The sequence below is a fragment of the Aliikangiella maris genome, assembly GCF_040719265.1.
GTDB lineage: Bacteria > Pseudomonadota > Gammaproteobacteria > Enterobacterales > Kangiellaceae > Aliikangiella > Aliikangiella maris.
Window position 1 is genome coordinate 90,546 of record NZ_JBFDAH010000005.1, and the last position, 22,344, is coordinate 112,889.

Below are 22,344 nucleotides of genomic sequence, written 5' to 3' on the forward strand. Positions count from 1 at the left end.
AAAATAATCACTTTATAAATACTAACCCTTAGCAGGTGAGGGTTTCAATCAAAGAATCAATTTGTTGCTTGCGTTCGTGTATCGATTCACTTTTGTGGCTGACTTTTAGTCGAGTGCCGTGTTGTAACTGGTAACATTTGGGTTGCTGTTGTATCAATTCGATTAACTTTGCCGTATTAATATTAGGTTCAGCTCTAAAATCGATGGTAAAACCACTGTCGTTGGCATCCAGCTTGCTGATTCCAAGTGCTGATAACTGCTGTTTTAGTGCTGTCGATTCAAATAAGGCTTTGGCTTCATCCGGCAATAAACCGAAACGGTCAATCAATTCTACCTGTATATCCCTTAGCTGATTTTCATTTTTAGCATTGGCAATGCGTTTGTAGAGCGATAAGCGTATTGCTACATCGGGAATATAGCTCTCTGGCAGCAAGGCTGATTCTCCTAAGTTAACTTCGGTTTGTTCGTCAGGGGTTAATTCCAGTGCGGGTTCGTTACCTTCTTTCAGTGAGGCAACGGCTCTATCAAGGAGTTCCATATATAGACTAAAACCAATTGTCTGCATATGACCACTTTGTTCATCACCTAGTAGTTCACCCGCACCACGAATCTCTAAATCATGTGTCGCTAAAATAAAACCAGCGCCCAGATCTTCGAGATTTTCAATCGCTTCTAAACGCTTTTTGGCATCTTTAGTCATAGATTTTGGGGGTGGGGTGAGTAAATAGGCATATGCTTGATGATGCGAACGTCCTACGCGACCGCGTAATTGATGCAGTTGTGCCAAACCTAATTTATCGGCGCGCTCCATGATTATGGTATTGGCTGTGGGAATATCAATACCCGTTTCAATAATTGTGGTACACACCAGTACATGATAGCGCTGGTGGTAAAATTGACGCATAACTTCTTCTAACTCTCGCTCACGCATTTGTCCGTGGGCCACGGCAACCTGCAGCTCGGGCATCAGCTCTCGAATATCTTGCGCGGTTTTATCGATGGATTCTACCGCATTGTGTAAATAATAAACCTGTCCACCTCGACGGATTTCACGTTGTATTGCTTCTTTAATTAATGGCGTATTAAACTGACGAACAAAAGTTTTAATTGCTAAACGTTTAGCTGGTGGCGTTGCTATAATTGATAAATCACGCATTCCTGACATCGACATGTTCAAGGTACGCGGAATAGGGGTGGCCGTTAATGTCAGTATATCCACTTTTGCTTTAAAGGATTTTAAAATTTCTTTTTGTCTGACACCAAAACGATGCTCTTCATCGATCAACAACAATCCTAAATTTTTAAAATGCGGTTTTCCTGTTAACAGTCGATGGGTACCAATTACAATATCAACTTGTCCGTCGGCTAATTGAGCCAGTAAAGTTTCTTGTTCTTTCTTGCTCTGAAAGCGAGATAACACGCCAATATTAACTGGCCATTGTGAAAAGCGATCTTGAAATGAATTAAAGTGCTGTTGCGCCAATAAAGTTGTCGGGACTAACATGGCAACTTGCATTCCACTTTGAATAGCAATGTAAGCAGCGTGCATGGCAACTTCGGTTTTGCCAAAACCTACATCACCACACACCAGTCTATCCATTGGTGTTGATGCTTGCATATCTTTAACGACAGCATTAATTGCATTTTGTTGATCAGGGGTCGCTTCAAATGGAAACTCGGCAGCAAACTTATCATAGTCTAATTGATTTAATTGATGTTTGATTCCCTTGGCCGTCGCTCTGCGAGCATACAAATCTAATAGCTCTGCTGCGGTATCTCTGGCTTTTTTCAGCGCTTTGCTTTTGGCTTTGCTCCATGATTCGCTACCGAGTTTATGCCAAGGGGCCATTTCGGGATTGGTGCCCGAAAAGCGATGAATCAAATGCAGTGATTGAACAGGAACATAAAGTTTATCGCCGCCTGAATATTCGAGCGTTAAAAATTCACTGACAATACCGCCCGCATCAATCGTTTGTAAACCCAAGTACCGCCCAACACCCTGATCAACATGAACAACCGGATCACCCGTTTTTAATTCTGCCAAGCTATGAATTAATTGATCAGGTGAAACTTCTTTACTGTGACGACGTCTGGACTGCAATACCTGATGCCCAAACAAGTTGCTTTCACAAACTACCAAATAATTTTTTGCGGTGTAGCCTTGTTGAATTGGTGCTGTTGTTAAAGCAACCTGAGTTTTCGTCTGAGCGGAAGGTTGTATAAAGTCATTCCAATTACTTACCGCTTGCAATTTAATTTTATTTTTACTTAACAGATCTCTGAGCACTTCTTGTCGGCCAGAAGATTCAGCACAGATTAAAACCTTTTGATGAGTATTAATCTGTTCTATTAATTTATTTAAAGGTTGGTCGGCTTTATGATCGACAAACACCTCGGGGCAAGCAGCAAAGCCGAGCGAAATACTGTGGTCTTTTACCGCTTTGGCAGTTAAAGCAATGGTTGGAAACCGGTTGATATGCTGATTAAATTCAGCTGGATTGATAAACAGACTCTCTGGTTTCACAATTGGGCGCTCGATGTCATGTCCGTATTGTTCATATCGCTCATTTAGTTCGTGCCAGAAAGTCTCCACTGGTTGCTGTATATTTAACTGGTGAACCAGCGTCACCTTTTGAGCATCAATAAAATCAAACAGCGTCGATAATCCATCGAAAAATAACGGTAAATAATATTCGATACCTGCTGTAAAAATCTGATTGCTTACATCTCGGTATATGGTGGACTCACGCAAGTTACTATCAAAAGTTGCTCGCCAGTTCTGCCGAAAACGAGTAATCGCTTCATTGTCTGTTGGGTATTCTCTAGCAGGTAATAAATTGATTTCATTGACTTTCTCGGTCGTAAGCTGGGTTTCAGTATCAAAGTAGCGTAGCGATTCTATTTCATCATCAAATAGCTCAATACGAATTGGTTGTTCTGTACCCATCGGAAACAAATCAATAATCGAGCCTCGTACTGCATATTCTCCATGTTCCATCACATTGGTAACTAAAGCGTATCCATTATTAAAAAGGCGCTCTTTTAAAGTGGCTAATTCGATAGATTGACCTACAGTAAGCGATAGACATTGTAATTCGATGTATTTTCTTGCAGGCAAACGCTGCAAGGCCGAGGTCACTGGTAATAATAATATGCCCTGTTCAAGTCTGGGTAATTGATAAAGTGTTTGTAATCGCTCAGAAACAATATCTTGATGTGGTGAAAAATAGTCGTACGGCAGGGTTTCCCAATCAGGCAAAGTGACCACTGGAATTGATGAATTTTCACCCAAATAGAACAAAATTTCTTGTTTAACAGGCTGAGTTGTTGCGGCATCGGGGAGTAGGACTATTAAAATACCCGGATTACTCTTGGCTATTTCAGCAATACTCAGGGTAAATGAACCACCATAAATGCCGTCAAAATAATTGATAAATCCAGCTTTATCTGAGCTATGTTTGATGACTTGATTAAGACTATTCATGCCAACTTATCATTAATAATGTAAATGCAGCCAATTATACCTTAGCTGATAGAAAAATTGTCACTAAGTATCTCGAGTAATCGAGTATCTAAGGGCCTTAAGCATTCAAAAACTATACTTTTATCCATTTATGTATAAACAAACATATTTAACATCATCATTATTGTGCTGGTTGAATTTTAATCATTGATGACAATAAAAGCTAACAGGCGTAAAAATACTAACTAGATTTTATTAAAATTACTGACCTTTGGCATATACTGAGTGCTTATAAATTGAGATTAAAAATTATTCGATAAAGCTATCCATTGCGCAATTAATTGATCAAAAAGATGAAATGTATCAATTGGACTTTGAGGTTATATCAATGCTGTCTTAAGCAGTACTGTCCCGGTAAATCAGTTGGAAAGAATGCAAGCCTACTAAGCTGGAAATCGTAGGTTCGTATCTTGCTCGGGACACCATGTTAATTCTCTTATGGTTAATTTAAAAGTGATGTTGCGTGTTATTCATTTTGATTTTGATTTTCTGAAAAGAAAACTTGATGACTTTCCATCCATAATATCGCCTCAACCCGATTTTTGACATTAATTTTCGAAAAAATATTGTGAATATGTCGTTTAACGGTACCTTCTGAAATAAATATCTTTTTGGCAATCTTCTTGTTAGATAACCCTTGTTTAATTAATAATAAAACTTCTTTTTCTCGTTTGGTTAACGTATCGTTAGGTCCACCCCAGATATAATGAGAAGTAGTGTTTTCCATACCAATATTATTACCTTGACTTTCATGGTGTGGTTGAACGGAATTTTCAAATGTGATTACTTGCGATTGAGACTCTATTAAAATGGGAGCAGAGTAGGAGGCACAATCTTGCTGAATGTTAGTATCAAATTTATTACTAAAAATATGAAAGCCATGTTCATGACACAAGTCTTTTATTTGCGCGATATTTTCCTGAATGAATTCGCGAATTTTAGTGTTTTTAGAGGATTTGCAAAGCAGTAAAAATAATTTAATTCTTAGGAAAATACGTTTGTTTTGATAAGTGTGTCGTAAAACAAGCGAAGCTGTTTCAATTGCTTTGTTCATTTTTTCTTGAGATAAAAGAATGCTTAGATGAGCCAGCTTTTCTTGTTCATCAAGTTGATTTAATATGAGGTTATTATCGCTCTTTTTCTCATGCTTAAATGGTGGAGAAACCAAACGCTTTGGTGTATTTTCACGTTTAAAGTAAGTTTCATCTGAAGTGTTAAATGCATCAGATAAATATTTAAATTGAGTGATTGCTGCTTCTAAATAACGTTGTCCAGAAACAGATGCAACCTTATTTCTCAATAGGCAAAGTTGTTGAAAGGCTTTTTCAATTTTAATTTGATCTTGAGTAAAAAATTGAATTTCAAAATTAAGTATATAGGCTTTGATTAAAGTAATAATTTCAATATTCTTTTTGTCACCAAGTAAGAAAAAGTTAATATACCTTTCTGACTCGCTTAAATTACCTTCTAAATAGTTAACTTGCGCAAGAATAATATTTAAATAATTCGCATAAGAATGGTGTAGCAAATTAACCTGTTTGAGCTGTGAAAGTTTTTCTGAGCAGAGCTCGCCTGCTTCAGTTAATTTGCCTGAATCTATTAGGTTAAATGCCAGCTGACAAGTGGAAAGCGTTGCACCGTGGTAGAATCGGCATTTCTCAAAAATTTCTATACTTTTTTCAAGGTAAAGTGCGCCTTTTTCTTTTTCAAATAAATATAAATAAGCGTTTGCCAAATTATAATAATTTGCACCAATAATTAATAATTCAGAATTTTGTAAAAATTCGAGTGATTTTAAACTAAATTTAATGGCTTCATTGAAGTTACCTTGATCGGTTAAAAGATAACCGTTTATTGCGTATACATGTGCATGAATAATATGTTTATCTTCTTTATCGCGAAAACGATTTTGATAAATGTTAATTGCTGTATCGAGTTTTTTGCGAACATTAAAGTGATCATATTGGTGATTAAAAAGCATCACCCAGGCAGACCAGATACTTGCCATATAAGAGGCTGGATTTAATTGATTTACTTTTGCGCCCCATAATTGTAAATCTCGAAATTGCTCTCGTTGAATGATGTCGATAAAATACTTGTTGATTTGATTTTCATCACACTCTTTTAACGCCAGCTGAAAGGCTGTATTAACGCTCTTGCATTTTTCATAATAAGAGTAAATATAATGAAAGCACTCTTTCTTTTTATCGAGCCCCAAGTTATTACTAAACCAATAGCTTAAATAACTTGCTACTAAAGGTTGAATTTTGAACGTATCAGCAGCGCTGTTAGCACGCACCACAATTGCTCGATTGTTAATAAATTCACGTAGTTCATCACAAGGCAAATCACAGCCAATTAAGTCGGCACAGGTTGAAACGGTAAACTTTTTAACAATCGATAAATAGACGAGTAAATTCCAGTATTTCGATCCCTGTGCTGGTAAGACTTCTTCGGTAAGATACTGCTCAATGATAGAGTTGGTAAAATTAAAATGTTTAAGTTGAGTAATACTGAAACCTTCCTGGCGATAAAGAATTGTCAACATCTTAACCGCAGCAGGCCAACCCTGAGTATAATAATAAATCTGCTCAAGCTCTTCCTGATTTAAAAATATACCTTCATGTTGTTCAAAATAGTGTTTGATTTCATTAAAGTGAAACTTGAGTTGGTTTTCATTAATTTCTACAACTTGATCATAAATATAATACTTACCAAGTTTTAAATGGGTTTTCTTACGGCTGGAAATAATAACGGATAAATTTTTAGGGGCGTAATCAATCAGCGATTGAATGAATTGAATAATCTCCTTATTTTCAGCAACCAAATGAAAATTATCTAGAATAATACATATCTTTTTGCGAGTTGAAGAGAGACGGCTTAAAATAAAAGAAGGTGTTATCTTTTCGTCCAACTCACTTTCAGCATAATCTTTCGAGTCTTCACCAATTAAATTGGTTGCATATTTGAGTGACGCAACTAAATAGATTTTAAAGTAATGGAGTGAATTATCATCTTGAGCGATTCGATATACACAGTTCACATATTCATTATTAGAGGCAAGTTTCTCTATCAACGCACTTTTACCATAACCTGCTGGTGCATTAATAAACACCACTCGCTTAAGTTTTAAATTAATAAATTTGTCAGAATAAAAGTAATTCGCGGATTGACTACAAAAATTTTCGTTTTCGATCTTTTTGATTAATAAATCTTCTGCGACAAATTGTTTTTTATTATTATTTTCTTGAGAAAGAATCATTAATTATTTTATAACCTCGCCAAGACTTTCATTAATATTGTTTTGCATAAACTTTCTGCAATAGGTTGCTGTTCTATGAACTGTGTCACTTTTAGGATGTGAACATAATACAACAATTATATTATTAATATGTTAATAGATATACATAAAAATGCACAAAGGTGTACATCTTGAGTGATAAGCAGCGGTCTTTGCTTTTGACTTAAAACAACTAAATATATTAATGAGATTATTCGCATAAGTTGTTGACTTCTGCTGTAAAAAATTTAGCTTATTAATACAAAAAATCTCATATTAGATAAATTTAAATAACAGAATCATGTAGTTGATTGTGCCTTGCCGTTTAAAAACCAACCAGCTTGATTGAAATTTGATTTCTTTTCTAAATGATTTTTACTAAAAATAGTTGTTACTATGTATCTAAAGGTGTATCTATCACACGTTAAATTAATCGACAATAATTTTGGGATAAACAGTGAAGTTCGTCGCATTTTCAATTTAATAAAGTCTACATCGTCCTTTTTGAGTCCGAGTGTTATAAAAATTTACTTTTGTTATTAAGATTTTTCAATTCTTAACTACATCTTTTGCAGGCATAAAAATATAACTTACTACACATAGACGCGTTTAATAAAAATTGGTCAAATATATACATCTATTTTGAAGCGCTCATGTTGAACATTACGGTTGTTAAGCGAAAGACTTCTTTAGATAAAAACTATTGATGGCAATTGGCTTACATTTTTTAACAAATTGATCATTTGTTAAACGTTTGAAATATTTTTGTACAATCCTACTAATTTTAGTAGCTAATAAATTAGTCAAAAATAATTTAGATTTCCAATTTTTTTAATGGTTGCCTGAATAATAAAAATCGAATGAGTCTTTATAACTGATTTAAAAAATTGATGATTTTAAATCAGCTAAGTTCCAATAGTGAACAGAAGCTATCACCGATTGGGTGTACAAGCATGATGCATCTGACAATAAATAATAAATTGCTTAAAGGGGAATCACGTTGAAAATTGGAATTATCGGTGCTGGTGTTATGGGGGTTGATACAGCAATTTCATGTATTGCTGCTGGACACTCGGTTATATTAGTTGACCGTGATGAGTCAATTATTCAGAACGTTGAGAAAAATCTGCTTCGAAACTTGAGACCTTATAAAATGGTCTTACCAAGCTTGCGTGATCTTGATAACGATAAGCTATGTCAACAAATTCAATATACTACCGATCTAAAAGATCTAGCAGACACTCACTGGATTATTGAAAATGCCAGTGAAGAGTGGGAAACCAAAAAGCAAATTTATCAAAATTTAAGTACTATCTGTAGTGCTTCAACTTACATTGGTGTTAACACCAGTTGTATTTCTATTACAAAAATTGGCGCATTGCTTAAGCATCCTGAGAATATTATCGGTATGCATTTTATGAATCCGGTTCCCATTAAAACCTGTGTAGAACTGATTAAAGGATTCCATACTGCGGAAAATACCATTAATGCTGCAAACGAGTTGTTATCGACACTGAATAAAAAAGGTGTTCTTGTTGAAGACCTGCCTGGTTTTGTTTCAAACCGTTTATCCCATCTCTTTATGAACGAAGCAGCGTTTCTGGTCCAGGATGGTGTTGCCAGTGCAGCAAATATCGACAAGATATTTAAGGATGGATATGGCCACACTATGGGCCCATTGGAAACTGCTGACCTGATTGGTTTAGATACAGTAGTTAACTCGCTTAAAGTTCTCTACGAAAGTTATCAGGACTCCAAATTCAGATGTTGTCCATTACTTCAAAAGATGGTCGATGCTGGCTTATTAGGTCGTAAGAGTGGACAAGGTTTTTATCAATATTAATTGAGCTTTCAATAAGAAAACATACAGCAACATTAACAAACGTTTACTAGTAATACGATTTGAAAAGTTTTAATCCAGCTGAGGAATAAAAATGGAAACAGTAATAGAAAAAGCATCCCAGGCTCAGGACAAAATTGATCCAATGACGTCAACTAAGCCGGTTAAATGTGTTATTTGGGATCTGGATAACACGATGTGGGAAGGTATTTTAGTTGAAGGGGATGATGTTAAACTAAAACCTGGCATTGTTGACATTATAAAAGCACTGGATAGCAAAGGTATTTTGCAGTCAATTGCCAGTAAAAATAATGCCGAAGATGCAATTAAAAAGCTCGAGGAGTTTTCGATTGCAGAATACTTCCTTTATCCAGAAATTCACTGGAACTCAAAGTCTTATTCTGTTGGTAAAATAGCTGAATCACTCAATATTGCAACCGATACTTTTGTTTTTATTGACGACCAAATATTTGAACGAGATGAAGTGAACGACGTTCACCCAGAAGTACTGACTATCGATGCTCTGGAGTATCAAGGCCTGTTATCATTAGACCGTATTGGTAATATGGAAATTTCCGATGACGCAAGCAAGCGACGTGTACGTTATTTAGAAGATATGACTCGTAAACAGTCTGAAGAAGAGTTCAGTGGAACACCAGAAGAATTTCTCTCTAAACTTGATATGAAGTTTCAAATTAGCCGAGCAGAAGAAGCCGACTTATTAAGAGCTGAAGAATTAACTTTACGTACCAACCAACTTAACTCAACCGGTATCACTTACGACAGAGATGACTTGCAAAAATACATGAATTCCTCTGATCATGATTTATGGATTTGTGAGCTATCAGATACTTATGGTTCTTACGGAAAAATTGGCTTGGCCTTAGTTGAATACAAAGCAGATCACGACTTAATCAAATTATTATTGATGTCATGCCGCACGGTATCTCGAGGTGTGGGAGGTGTTTTATTAAGCTTTTTAATGAATGAAGCGGCCGCTAAAGGTAACACGCTAAGAGCTGATTTCCGCAGAACGGATCGTAATAGACAAATGTTTACTACTTATCAGTTTGCCAACTTTAAAGAGATTTCTAAAAACGACAATACTTATTTATTCGAAAATGATCTATCGCAAATAGCGCCTTATCCAAGCTATATCGATATTGTTATCAATAAATAATGAATGATTAACCAGATAGTGATGGGTAAAACCAACAGGAAGAATTTTAGGACAGTAATATGAACGTATCAGTTGATTCTCCAGCAGCACCAATTCGCAAGTTTCTCGAAGAAAATATTATGAACCTGGATGATGACGATATCATCCTGGAAGACGATACAGATATCTTTAAAAAAGGTCTTGTCAACTCGTTATTTGCCATGCGATTACTAAATTTTATTGAAGACAAATTTGGTGTAATGGTTCCTGATGAAGATATTGCCTTAAAAAACTTTCGCACAATTAATGCGATGGAATCTTTGGTTAATCGATTGAGAGACGCAGGATAATGGCTGAATTACACCCATTGGTTGAAAAAGCGACCGAGTTTAGCAACGAAGTTTTAAGACCCAATGCAACTACTTATGATCAACAAGGTGCAGTACCTCGTGAAATTATTGACCAAATGTCAACACTGGGTTTTACAGGTGCTATCTTGCCTAAAGAGTTTGGCGGTTCTGGTATTGATGCACTGTCATATGGATTGATCACACAAGAGATCAGTAAAGGGTGTAACTCGACAAGAGCGTTACTGACGGTACATTCTAGCCTGGTTGGCGAAACGCTGGTGAAGTTTGCTAATCAAGCACAAAAAGAAAAATACTTGCCCGACTTAGCTAGCGGCAAGCGTATTGCCTGTTTTTCTCTTTCTGAACCAAATATTGGTACTGATGCAAATTCATTAGAGACAACTTATCAAGAGTTTGATGATCATTTTATTTTAAATGGACATAAAAAGTGGATCACTTATGGTGGTATTGCCGACATATTTTTGGTTTTCGCCAACGGTGAAAATGGTATTACTGCTTTTATTATGGAAAGAGGAATGGAAGGCCTATCAACTGAAGCAATGACTGGTTTGATGGCAAATCGTGGTGCTTATATGGCTGAAATAAAATTTGAAAATGTTATTGTGCCTAAAACTCAGTTACTCGGTCGTATGGGACTTGGCTTTAATTTTGTCGCTAGTACCGCATTATTTTATGGTAGATACAGTATTGCCTGGGCAGGTGTTGGTATTATTCTAGCTGCACTTGAAGAAATGGTGACTTATGCCAGAAAGCGTCATCAATTTGGACAAAAGATAGCTCAGCACCAATTAATTCAAGGACTCATTGCCGAAGCTGCAACCGCATATTATATGGCTCGTTCACAATGTGAAAAAATTGGTTATTTACGTAATGACAATAATGAAGAAGCAGTTATGGAAACCAATATTGCCAAGTATTTTACTGCAACATCTGCAATGCAGGTTACCCAAAATGCCATTCAGGTATTAGGTGGAAATGGACTACACAGCAAGTATCCAACCGAAAGGTTATTTCGTGAAGCTAAAGTATTAGAAATAATCGAAGGAACTAACCAGATACAGCAAACCCTGATTGCTAACCATGCGCTGAGAAAACATTTTCGAAAAGCGTCTGTGGTTAGTAGCTAAATCGCAGTAAACAGCTGTTAAAAATTGGTTAGCAAGCTCATTTTGGATTAAACAATAACAAGCGCGGTAAGTACGGTGAATAAGAATCTCGTTCAATCTTTGGTACAGTGTTCTGAAACAGAAAAAGGTATTACTTTTGTTAAAGCACGTGCTGAAGATGAATTTTTATCCTATAAAGATTTATACCAGCAAGCCTGTCATACTTTGCAGTACCTTTCCGATAATGGTGTTGAGCAAGGTGATGAAGTTATTCTGCAATGCACGGATTTAAAAAAGCTCATTGTTACTTTTTGGGCATGTATTTTAGGCGGGTTTGTTCCTGTACCACTGGCGCTTGCTGATTATGGTGAAAAAGCCAAAAAGGTTTTTATTGTCTATGACATTTTGAAAAAGCCATTTCTTGTGGTTGATAATGAAAAAATTCTAGATAAATTAACCGCACACTTAAAAGATGATGACCCAATTATTTGGAATGCTGTTTCAAAACGAATTATTTCTTATCCGGAAAATACAGAATTCTTTACTCAAGCATTAGAAAATATCCCAGAGTTCTACGCGGCCAAACCCGATGATCTGGCTTTTATTCAATTTTCATCGGGTTCAACCGGTACACCTAAAGGTGTAAAAATCACCCATCAAAATTTATTATCTAATATTAACGATATATTTAAGTCAATTGAACTGACAGAAGACGATTCTTTTTTAAGCTGGAAACCCATATCCCATGATTTTGGTATGATTGCTTTTCACATAGCACCAATTGTCGGTCAGTCCAATCAATATCGTATTGATACCGATGCTTATATTTGGACGCCAGCTTTATGGATGGAAGCTGTCAATAAATATCGTGCAACAATATTGGGTTCGCCAAATTTTGGATATCGACATTTTCTAAAACTTTACAAGCGTGGTAACAAAAAAGGTTTTGCTTGGGATTTAAGTTGTATCAAAGTGATAATTAATGGTGCTGAACCTATATCTGTCTCACTGTGTCATGAATTTTATGATGAACTTAAATCATATGGTTTAAAACAAACGGCTATGAGATTAGGCTACGGATTAGCTGAAGGCACTTTAATTGTTTCCCTCATTGAGCCCGGTGATAAAATTAATCAATTAACGGTTGATCGACAAAATTTACAAGTCGGCGATGAAGTTAAAATGGTTGAACTATCTTCTCCTGATGCTGTGCAGTTTGCTGATTGTGGTCCTGCCTATCCTAATACTCAAGTTAGAATTACTAATCAAAACCGAAATAAACTCGGTGAGTTAAAGGTTGGTAATATTGAGATTCGTGGTAGTAGTGTTACCGCTGGTTACTATTTGAATCCAGAAGAAACGAATAAAATTATTACCAAATCGGGTTGGTTAAATACTGGTGACCTTGGTTTTCTCTACCAAGACCGAGTTTATGTTGTTGGAAGAACTAAAGAATTAATTATTATCAATGGATTAAACTATGTGCCGCACGATATTGAACAGGCCATTATTCATCGCTCAAATGATAATAACTTAAATCGATTTGTCGCTTGTGGAGTTAAAAATAAAGAAACCTCAAGTGAGTCGTTGGTTATTTTTGTATATCATAAAAAAGATATCGAAAGCTTTGTCGACATCGTTCCTTTTGTTAAGGATGCTGTGAATCAGGATATTGGTATTCCTGTTGCTTATGTTATACCAATTAAAAAAATCCCTAAAACCACCAGTGGGAAAATTCAGCGCGTTTCATTATCAAAACGTTTTGAAGCCGGTGAGTTTGATAAAGAAATTCAACAAATTGCTGAAATTTTAGATAAACAAGAGTTAGGTGAGCAGCAATTTGGTGAACAGAGAACAGTAGAAACCACGAACAAATTAACCAATGAGCAAGCAACCAATGAGCGTGCCGCTGTTACACAAGTTGTATCTGTAAGTAATCAGCAAAAATCATCTCTACAACAAGCGTCTACACAAAGACAACCTGGTCAACGTAAACTAATTCAATCTTTAGATAGTATTATTTTACAAGCAATTAAAAAGGTTGCTGGTAATAAAGTTATTGATAAGCAAAAGACTCTGTTTGATCAGGGGCTCGATTCAATGACTTTGGTCAATATTCAAGATGAAATTGAAACAGCGCTGAATATTGAATTACCCGGCACGACAATTCTTGATCATCCGACTGTTAATGCACTGGCAACTTACCTGAATGAACTGGTCAATGAAGTACCACAAGACTCATTGTTAACTTATACCAATGCAACGACTGATGATACCCGCAGCAATGCATCAGTCTCTACTAATGGCGAAATTGCCATTGTTAGTTTGGCGTGTCGTTTTCCAGGACAAGCAAACTCACCAGAAGCTTACTGGGATTTATTAGTCAATCAAGTCGACCCAGTGGATACCCAAGTAGAAAACCGTTGGCAACATGATCCGCAGTATAATGTGCCATTGACTACTTATGCTGGTGGCTATTTACAAGATGTTGATCAATTCGACCCTTACTTTTTTGCAATTCCACCTAAAGAAGCGACCTATATTGACCCTCAGCAGCGTTTATTATTAGAGGTCTGTCAGCAACTACTTGAAAACAGTTTGTTGAGTCGAACTGAAATAGAAGGTAGCAACACTGGCGTATTTTTAGGCATTTCTGGCAATGACTATTTAGGTGTTATTAAACAAAGTTCTGAGGAAACAGGACCCTATGATTTAACAGGGAATATGTTCAATACGGCAGCAGGTCGAATTGCTTTTACTTTTGATTTAAAAGGCCCTTGTATAGCGATTGATACCGCATGCTCATCATCTTTAATTGCAGTTCATCAGGCTTGTAATGAGTTAAAAAATAATATTTGTGACAACGCGATTGTCGCTGCCGTGAATTTAATGTTAAAACCCGATGGCCATATAAGTTTTTCAAAACTCGATGCTCTGGCACATTCTTCACGTTGCCGTAGTTTTGATGATGGTGCCGATGGTTATATTCGCAGTGAGGGTGCCGCGGCAGTTTTATTAAAACGCTTGGATGATGCGCTAGCTAATAATGATAATATTTATGCTATCGTTAAGGGTAGTGCAATTAATCATAATGGTCAAAGTGGCGGCTTAACTGTACCGAGTGGCATAGCGCAGGAGCGTTTAATTCGACGAGCACAGCAAGCAGCAGGAGTGACGCCCGATCAAATCAGTTATATTGAAGCGCATGGCTCGGGTACAAAGTTAGGTGATCCACAAGAGTTATCGGCAATTCATCGAGTCTTTGGCGATCGCCAAAAACCATTACTCATTGGCTCGGTGAAATCTAATATTGGTCATTTAGAAGCCGCGGCTGGCATGGCAAGTTTGCTAAAAGTTGTACTGTCTCTCAAAAATGAATATATTCCAGCTAACTTGCATTTTAACAAAGCAAACTCTCGTTTTAACTGGCATTCAAATCAAATCGAAGTAGTCAGTCGCTCGACTCGCTGGCCCCAAGCAGATAGTTTAATCGCTGGGATCACTTCACTTGGTATTAATGGGTCTAATGCTCATTTAATTTTACAGCGTTTTGATGAAAACCAATTTCGAAATAACACAGGAAATCAAAACGAACAAGCATTACCAAATACTGAAGCACCATATTTATTTACATTATCTTCGAGAACACCCGCAAGTTTAAATTTATCATTGCAGGCAATTCAATTGCAGTTAAACAGTAATGAGCCAATTTTCAATGATACACAATTACCAGAATTATGTAGAACTTTGCAATTAACCCGCAGTGACTATGTTAGTCGATTTGCTTGTCTTGCAAATAGTAGCGAACAGTTAAACAAGAAATTAACTAAATATCTTGAACAATCTTTAGCAGAAAAAAATAGCAATTTTCCTCAAGAATTATCTCTAACACAAAATCCTGATGTTATCTTTTTGTTTACAGGACAGGGCTCACAATACCGTGGAATGGGACAGTCTCTTTATCAAAACAGTAAATATTACAAAGAGGCGATTGATGCTTGTCATGAATTATTTTTGCAAGAATCGGGGCTCGATTTAATTGATGCGCTGTTTAGCGAAGAAGAATTATCGCTTGATAAAAATGATCAGGCTCAAGCAATGATTTTTGCGGTTGAGTATGCACTGGCGAAATTCTGGATCGCAATGGGAATTCAACCTGCTGGTGTATTAGGACATAGTATTGGTGAATATGCTGCTGCATGTATTGCCGGCGTGGTGAGTTTACAAAATGCAATAAAAATGGTGTCATTAAGAATACAAATTATGCGTGATAGCCAAATTGATGGTCGCATGATGAATGTATTTTGTAGCCGACAACGCATCGATGAAATTATTGCACAATATCCAGCTCAATTTAATCATGTTTATATTGCTGCTGAAAATAGTCCGGAAAATACCACTATTTGTGGACTTACTAACGAAATTGAAGCATTACTACCGATTATTAAAAAGCAGCGTGTATTTACCGAGCTTCTTCCTATACCTGGCGCTTATCATTCGCCGTTGATGCAACACAGTGCCTTACAACTTAGTGATGCTTTTAAAGCGATTGAATTTAATCAACCCAAGATTGCTTTTTATTCGAGTAAAACTGGCCGATTAATCGCCGATGCGGCACAAATTGATGCCGATTACTGGGCAGAACATTTATCTTGTTCGGTACTTTTCCAACAAGCTTTTGAAACTGCTTTAGCTGAAAATCCTGGTGCATTGATTGAAATTGGTGGTAATGCGACGTTACTCGGTTTTGCTGCACAAATTAATCAAAATACTACGGCGGTTTTAGTGCCGTCATTACGACCAGCCAGAGAAGCATGGGAGCAAATTAATCAGTCAATTAGCGCATTATATAAAGCTGGCGCAACAATTAATTGGCGTAATTATAACCATGCAAATACTCAACGTATGAATAATATTCCACATCTAGTTATGAATAAGAATCGTGTCTGGTGTGATATTCAACAACCAGCGATTACAAACTCTCAACATGGTGGCGCCGTGGTGAATCCAAATACAACACAAACGTTTGCAGCTGTATCAATAGATACTGCCGCTAAACAGGGTGTTTATCAAAATAATGGCTTAGTCCAACAGTCCGCAATTGTGAATCAAACCCATATGGTTACAGAAACCATCGAAAAAGATGTGTTAGCTGAAATTAAAGAAATGATCAGCGATATTGTTGGTGTTCCCCTTGAGCAACTGGAAGACGATGCGCATTTATTTTCATTAGGTATTGATTCGTTGATGTTTGTTCAGCTTGATAGAAAATTAAAGAAAAACTACGCGATTGAAATATCATTAAACGAATTCTTCCGCTCAATACATTCGCCACAAAAAATTGCCGATTATATTTATCAGCACGCACCTAAAGAAAACCTGGTAATTGAAACTGCTAAGAGTGTTTCAACTGAAACAGGGCAAGCATATACTGATACCGCAAATAACAATCCACACTTAAGCAACCAGAGTCTGCAACCCGGTAGTGAGCAACAAAATTCTCATTCCGTTAACCCAGTCATCAATCAGTCTGTAGTGAATACTACAGATAATGCTGTTGCGCTAATTATGCAGCAGCAACTTGAAGTAATGAAACAACAACTGCAAGTACTTGGTTCGGGTCAGGCTAATTCCTTGGCATCGCAGGCGGCATCCAGTTTAACGGCTAGCAATACGCCGCAGCCTGCATCATCAAGCAACACACAACCAGCTCCTCTAGCAAGTACACCAGAAGCAGCAAAGAAAGCACTATCTGGCAAGCAAGTGACTAAAAATATTCGTGATATTTCTCAATTTAAAGAATCACTGACGAACGAGCAAACGTTATTCTTAAAAGATTTGGCTCAACAGATTAATGCTAAAACACCTGCATCCAAACAATTTGCTAATGATTATCGCTATGGACTGGCAGACTGGATTGCGACGTTAAACTTTAGTCTAAATACCAAAGAAATGATGTATCCATTTGTTGCGGAACGTTCAAAAGGTGCTTATTTCTGGGACATTGATGGTAATGAATATTTAGATACCGCTATGGGGTATGGCGTCAACCTCTTTGGACACAATCCTGAATTTATTACTGATGAAATAAAAGCACAGCTCGATTCTGGTATGGCGCTTGGTCCACAATCAAAGGTGGCCGGAGAAGTTGCTGAATTAATTCGTGAACTGACTCATGTAGATAGGGTGGCTTTTGTTAACTCGGGAACAGAAGCTGTTATGGCATCACTGCGCTTGGCTAGAGCCTATACCAAGAGAGAAAAAATCGTTCGCTTCAATACCGCATACCACGGTTCATTTGATAGTATTTTAGCCGAGCAGGGTGTTGATGGTGTTGAACCTATGGCCGCGGGTGTGGTGCCTTCGATGGTAGAAGATACATTAGTACTAACCTATGCTAGTGAAGATTCGCTAAAACAAATTGAGCAAAATGCCCATCAGATTGCTGCGGTCTTAGTTGAACCGGTACAAAGTCGTAACCCGTCATTACAACCCAAAGTCTACCTCGAACGACTTAGAGAACTGACTAAACAACATGGTATCGTTTTAATCTTTGACGAAATGATAGTTGGATTTCGTTGCCATATCGGTGGTGGTCAAGCCTACTTTGATGTTAAAGCTGATTTAGTCACCTATGGTAAAGTTGTTGGTGGAGGCATGCCAATTGGTGTCGTCGGTGGCAATGAAGAAATAATGGATTACATCGATGGTGGTGCCTGGCAATTCGGTGATGAAAGCGGGCCATTTTCAGAAACCACCTTCTTTGCTGGTACATTCTGTAAGCATCCATTAGCGATGGCAGCCTCTAAAGCCGTACTGAGCAAATTAAAACAAGAAGGCAAACAAATTATTGACCACTGTTCAACGCTCACTGCTGATTTTGCGAAAAAGATTAACCAGTATTTTACAGAAAACCATGTTCCCATCAGCTTGAAATACTTTGCATCGATGTATCGATTTGAACCGATTGCTTCAACCAATATGCTGACGCTCGGTTTAGAAATGAATATTTTATTTAAATTGATGCAATTAAAAGGTGTATTTGTCTGGGAACGTCGGGTTTGCTTTTTCTGCTATGACCATACTCAACAAGATGCTGAAAGAATTATCGAAGTTGTTAAAAGTGCCGTTGAGCAAATGCGTGCAGGTGGCTTCGAGTTTAAGTCAGTTACTCAAATTCATCATTCAAGCAGTACCGAATCGACTGATAGTCATTTGCAAGTTTCAAAACAAACGGTAGCTCAGTCATTAACAAAATATACTGATGAAGATACGTTACCACTGACTTCAGAAGAGCGACGGATGTATATTTTAAGTCGCATGAAAGGTGGTGAGGAAGCCTATCGAATATCCGGTGCATTTTTAGTAAGTGGCCAGTTAAATAAAGAAAAACTGGTTGCGGCATTCGAAGAAATTGCCGCACAGCATACCAATTTAAGGAGTCAATATGTAGCGACTGATGATGGCGTTAAAAAACTAATCACTCCCGTTGACCAATTTAAGTTAGCGATAAAGTGGCATCAAAATAAAACGCTAGAAGAAGTCAAACAAAACACTGCGCAGCCTTATCAATTAGATCAGGCTCCATTATGGCAAGTAAATATTATTGAGCAAAACCATGAACAATGGATTATTTGGCTCGATTTACATCATTTAATTGCCGATGGTATTTCTGCTTCTATTATTATGGCGCATTTTTTATCGCTTTATATTGAGCAAACCCCAAAAATAGCAACTGATGAGTATGTTCGATTTATTGATAATGAAGAAGCATTTACCCAATCTCAAGATTTTTCACAGCAACAAAATTATTGGTTGAATAAATTTTCTATACTGCCCACACCGCTAGAATTACCCGGTGATGTGGCACGCCCTGATATCATCAATTATCAGGGTAGTGCGGTGCATTTTTATATTGAAGAAGAACAAACTACCAAAATTAGAGAAGCGGCAAAAACACTGCGTTGTACACCATTTAATTATTTATTTGCTTGTTACTATGTGTTTTTGTATCAGCTCTCGGGTAATACTAATATTTGTATAGGTACTCCATTTGATCGAAGAAAAAATGGTAACTTTGAATTTACTGTTGGCATGTTTGCACAGACCTTACCTATTTTAACGCCTTTGGATAAACAACAAAGTTTTGCCAGTTTTGTTGAAGCATTAACCTCAACATGTTTTGACGCTTATGAAAACAGTGACTATCCGCTAGAAACGCTCATTAATAGGCTAGAAATTTCTCGCGAGCTGAGTCGAGCACCGTTATTCGATACCATGTTTATCTATGAGAATGGAGATGGACGCCTATTTGAAAGCGATGCATTTAAGGTGACATCTGTGCCTTACCCATTATCCTCATCGGCATTCGATCTAACCCTGGAAATCACTCAGGAAAATAATCGCTTGCGTTGTGCATTTATTTATTCAACTCAGCTGTTTGACCAAGTCATTGTGAATCAATGGGCACAATGTTATCAAAATCTGCTAGCGCAAGTGGTTGTGAATAATCAGCAGCCTATCAGTGAAATTCCGTTAATTGGTCCTGCTGATAAACAACTATTAGTAGAAAAGTTTAATCAGACTCAACAAGATTATCAAATTAATCAAAGTATTAATCAGTTAATCGAAGAAGTCGCAAATAAAAATCCACAAAGTGTTGCGGTAACAGCCAGTAATGGACAATTGACTTATGCCCAATTAATCAATCAAGTTGATTGCTTGGCGGTTGAGTTAATCAAGCAAGGTGTGCAAAGACAGCAAGCGGTTGGCATTTTACTAAATCGCGATACTTCACTGATTGTCGCAGTTTTGGCTGTTCTCAAAGCGGGCGCTATCTATATTCCAATGGATGTGAGTTATCCCGTTCAACGCCTTAATCAAATGATAGATACGGGTGAAATTCATTGCTTAATTTCGCAGCAATCAATCATACAAAGTCTAAATACGACTGCTCAAGCTTCACCTGTACTCGAATTTGATGGTTTACTCATAGATGTTGAACAACTAGTCGATTCAACCACTCACAAAACGCTCACTGATGACGAACATCAACTGTTGAATATTGCTGATAATGCCTGGCAGGCTACTCAGTTGGCCTATATTACCTTTACTTCAGGCACAAGCGGTCAGCCGAAAGGCGTTATGATTGAACAGCGCAGTTTGCTTAACTTCATTTACGCCATAACAGATGCTGTTAAATTTCCCTCTGGCGTAGGCGTTTTAAGCTTAACCAATTTTACTTTTGATATCTTCGGTCTCGAACTATTTGTCACGTTAGCCAATGCCGGTAACATGGTTTTAGTGAGTGAATCAGAGCAACTGTCAGCCGAGCGTATTATCGACAAAATTAAACAATATCAGATTAAGTTAGTACAAATTACGCCTAGTCGATTACAAGTACTATTAATGCAACATACACCACAACAGGTGTTTGAATCTGTATCGCATTTATTGGTTGGTGGTGAGAGCTTTCCTGAACAAATGCTAAATACCTTACAACAGGTTACAACACTAAATATTTATAATGTGTATGGTCCAACCGAAACAACTATTTGGTCGGCAACTGCCGAATTAACTCAGGCCAATCATGTTCATCTTGGCTTACCTATTGGTAATACGCAAATCTATATTTTCAATGACAATATGCAATTACTACCCATAGGTATTGCTGGTCAGGTGTTTATTGGTGGAGATGGTTTGGCGCGAGGTTATTTACAAGATCCACAAAAAACGCAACAACAATTTATTGATAATCCTTTTGTCGCGGGTGAAAAGCTCTATGCAACGGGGGATATGGCAAAATGGAATTCTCATGGTGAACTTGTATATCTTGGTCGCAGTGATAACCAAATTAAATTGCGAGGATATCGAATTGAGTTACAAGAAATAGAGCATGCGCTTAATCAATCTGACTGGGTCGCTAATGCCGCAGCTTGCATACGTGAGTATCCAGAAAGTAATCCAGTGATTGTTGCATTTATTCAACTGAAATCTGATGTAAGCAAACAGCAATTTGATATGAACTTATGTAAGCGTGAGTTGGCACAAAAGATTCCTGAATATATGGTCCCATCCTATTTTATTGTATTACCTGAACTGCCCTTGTCGACCAGTGGTAAATTAGCACGTAAAGCTTTACCACAGTCGATAGCTGAGTATATTAACTTAACACAAGCAACTCAGTCTGATGTTCTGACGAATGATGCGGTTGTTGCCGACGAAATATTACAAGCAATCGTAATAATCTGGCAGAAAATACTTGGTCGAACAGATTTTAGCGTAAATACTAATTTCTTTGATGCAGGTGGAACTTCATACTCGTTGATAAAAATGCATGTTGCAATCGACAAGCAGTTTCCTGATTGCATTGATGTTACTGATATATTCTCTCATCCTACTGTTATTCAACTGGCACAATTAATTGAAGAAAGTCATCAGCAGGAAACTTCGGTTGAAGTGAAAGAGCTAATGTTTCCTGAGGAATTTTTTGAGAAAAATAATACATCGCAAAGTGTCGAATATCTGCAGGTAAGTTTGGATACCGAATATTCGAAAAAAGTGAACTTGCTGGCAGAGAAGTACTCCGCAACAGTTAACGATATTCTATTAGCTTTGCATGCCATTTATTTAAATAAAACCTTAGCGCAAGACCAAGTTTACTTATACAGCAGTCTTGGAGAGGTTGATGCAGGCTTTGCCATAATTACGCTTGATTTTAGCTCTCTAAAGCAAATTGGGGATGTTATAAAGTCAGTAAAGCAGCAACGCGAAACTATCGTTAAAAACTTGCAGCAAGGTAAATCAGATAGCAATCGAGTGAGTAACATGCCGTCTGTAATGAGAAAATCCAAGAATGGTCTTGTGTCATTGTTTAACTTTTCGGGTCTAGCTAATGATAAACAAGCTGACCATTTTGATATTGTTTATAACTTTGAGAATAAAAATTCTCAAGTGAGTTTAAAAATTGATGTTAACCGAGTTAAGTTGAAACAAGATAAAATGAAAAACTTTATTAATAACTATATCAACTTACTTAAGAAAGTCGTACAAGTTTGCTGAAATT

Annotated in this window: 7 protein-coding genes; 5 read left to right on the forward strand and 2 right to left on the reverse strand. The window is 37.1% G+C overall.

The window, feature by feature from the left end:
• Nucleotides 1–28 precede the first annotated feature (28 nt).
• Nucleotides 29–3,484, reverse strand: a complete 3,456-nt coding sequence (gene mfd, locus ABVT42_RS06005) for a transcription-repair coupling factor (protein ID WP_353896082.1) — start codon at nucleotides 3,482–3,484, stop codon at nucleotides 29–31.
• Between the two features lie 505 nt (nucleotides 3,485–3,989).
• Nucleotides 3,990–6,785 carry a LuxR C-terminal-related transcriptional regulator gene (locus ABVT42_RS06010; protein ID WP_353896083.1) on the reverse strand — a complete coding sequence of 932 codons (2,796 nt, stop codon included), beginning with the start codon at nucleotides 6,783–6,785 and terminating at the stop codon, nucleotides 3,990–3,992.
• A 1,018-nt stretch (nucleotides 6,786–7,803) separates the two neighbouring features.
• On the opposite strand from ABVT42_RS06010, the gene ABVT42_RS06015 reads away from it, so the two are divergent.
• The 5 genes from ABVT42_RS06015 to ABVT42_RS06035 all read left to right on the forward strand — a co-directional run bounded on the left by ABVT42_RS06015 (nucleotide 7,804) and on the right by ABVT42_RS06035 (nucleotide 22,340).
• Nucleotides 7,804–8,646 (forward strand): 3-hydroxyacyl-CoA dehydrogenase family protein, encoded by an 843-nt coding sequence (locus tag ABVT42_RS06015; RefSeq protein ID WP_353896084.1) that lies wholly within the window; start codon nucleotides 7,804–7,806, stop codon nucleotides 8,644–8,646.
• Nucleotides 8,647–8,737: 91 nt separating this feature from the next.
• Complete coding sequence (locus ABVT42_RS06020; protein ID WP_353896085.1) at nucleotides 8,738–9,823, forward strand: HAD-IIIC family phosphatase; 1,086 nt, start codon at nucleotides 8,738–8,740, stop codon at nucleotides 9,821–9,823.
• A 59-nt stretch (nucleotides 9,824–9,882) separates the two neighbouring features.
• Entirely contained in the window at nucleotides 9,883–10,152 is a 270-nt protein-coding gene (locus ABVT42_RS06025) for an acyl carrier protein (protein WP_353896086.1), read from the forward strand.
• Nucleotides 10,152–11,300 (forward strand): acyl-CoA dehydrogenase family protein, encoded by a 1,149-nt coding sequence (locus ABVT42_RS06030; protein ID WP_353896087.1) that lies wholly within the window; start codon nucleotides 10,152–10,154, stop codon nucleotides 11,298–11,300. The genes ABVT42_RS06025 and ABVT42_RS06030 overlap by 1 nt, the downstream gene beginning before the upstream one ends.
• Nucleotides 11,301–11,375: 75 nt before the next feature.
• Nucleotides 11,376–22,340 carry a non-ribosomal peptide synthetase/type I polyketide synthase gene (locus ABVT42_RS06035; protein ID WP_353896088.1) on the forward strand — a complete coding sequence of 3,655 codons (10,965 nt, stop codon included), beginning with the start codon at nucleotides 11,376–11,378 and terminating at the stop codon, nucleotides 22,338–22,340.
• The last annotated feature ends 4 nt before the right edge of the window (nucleotides 22,341–22,344 follow it).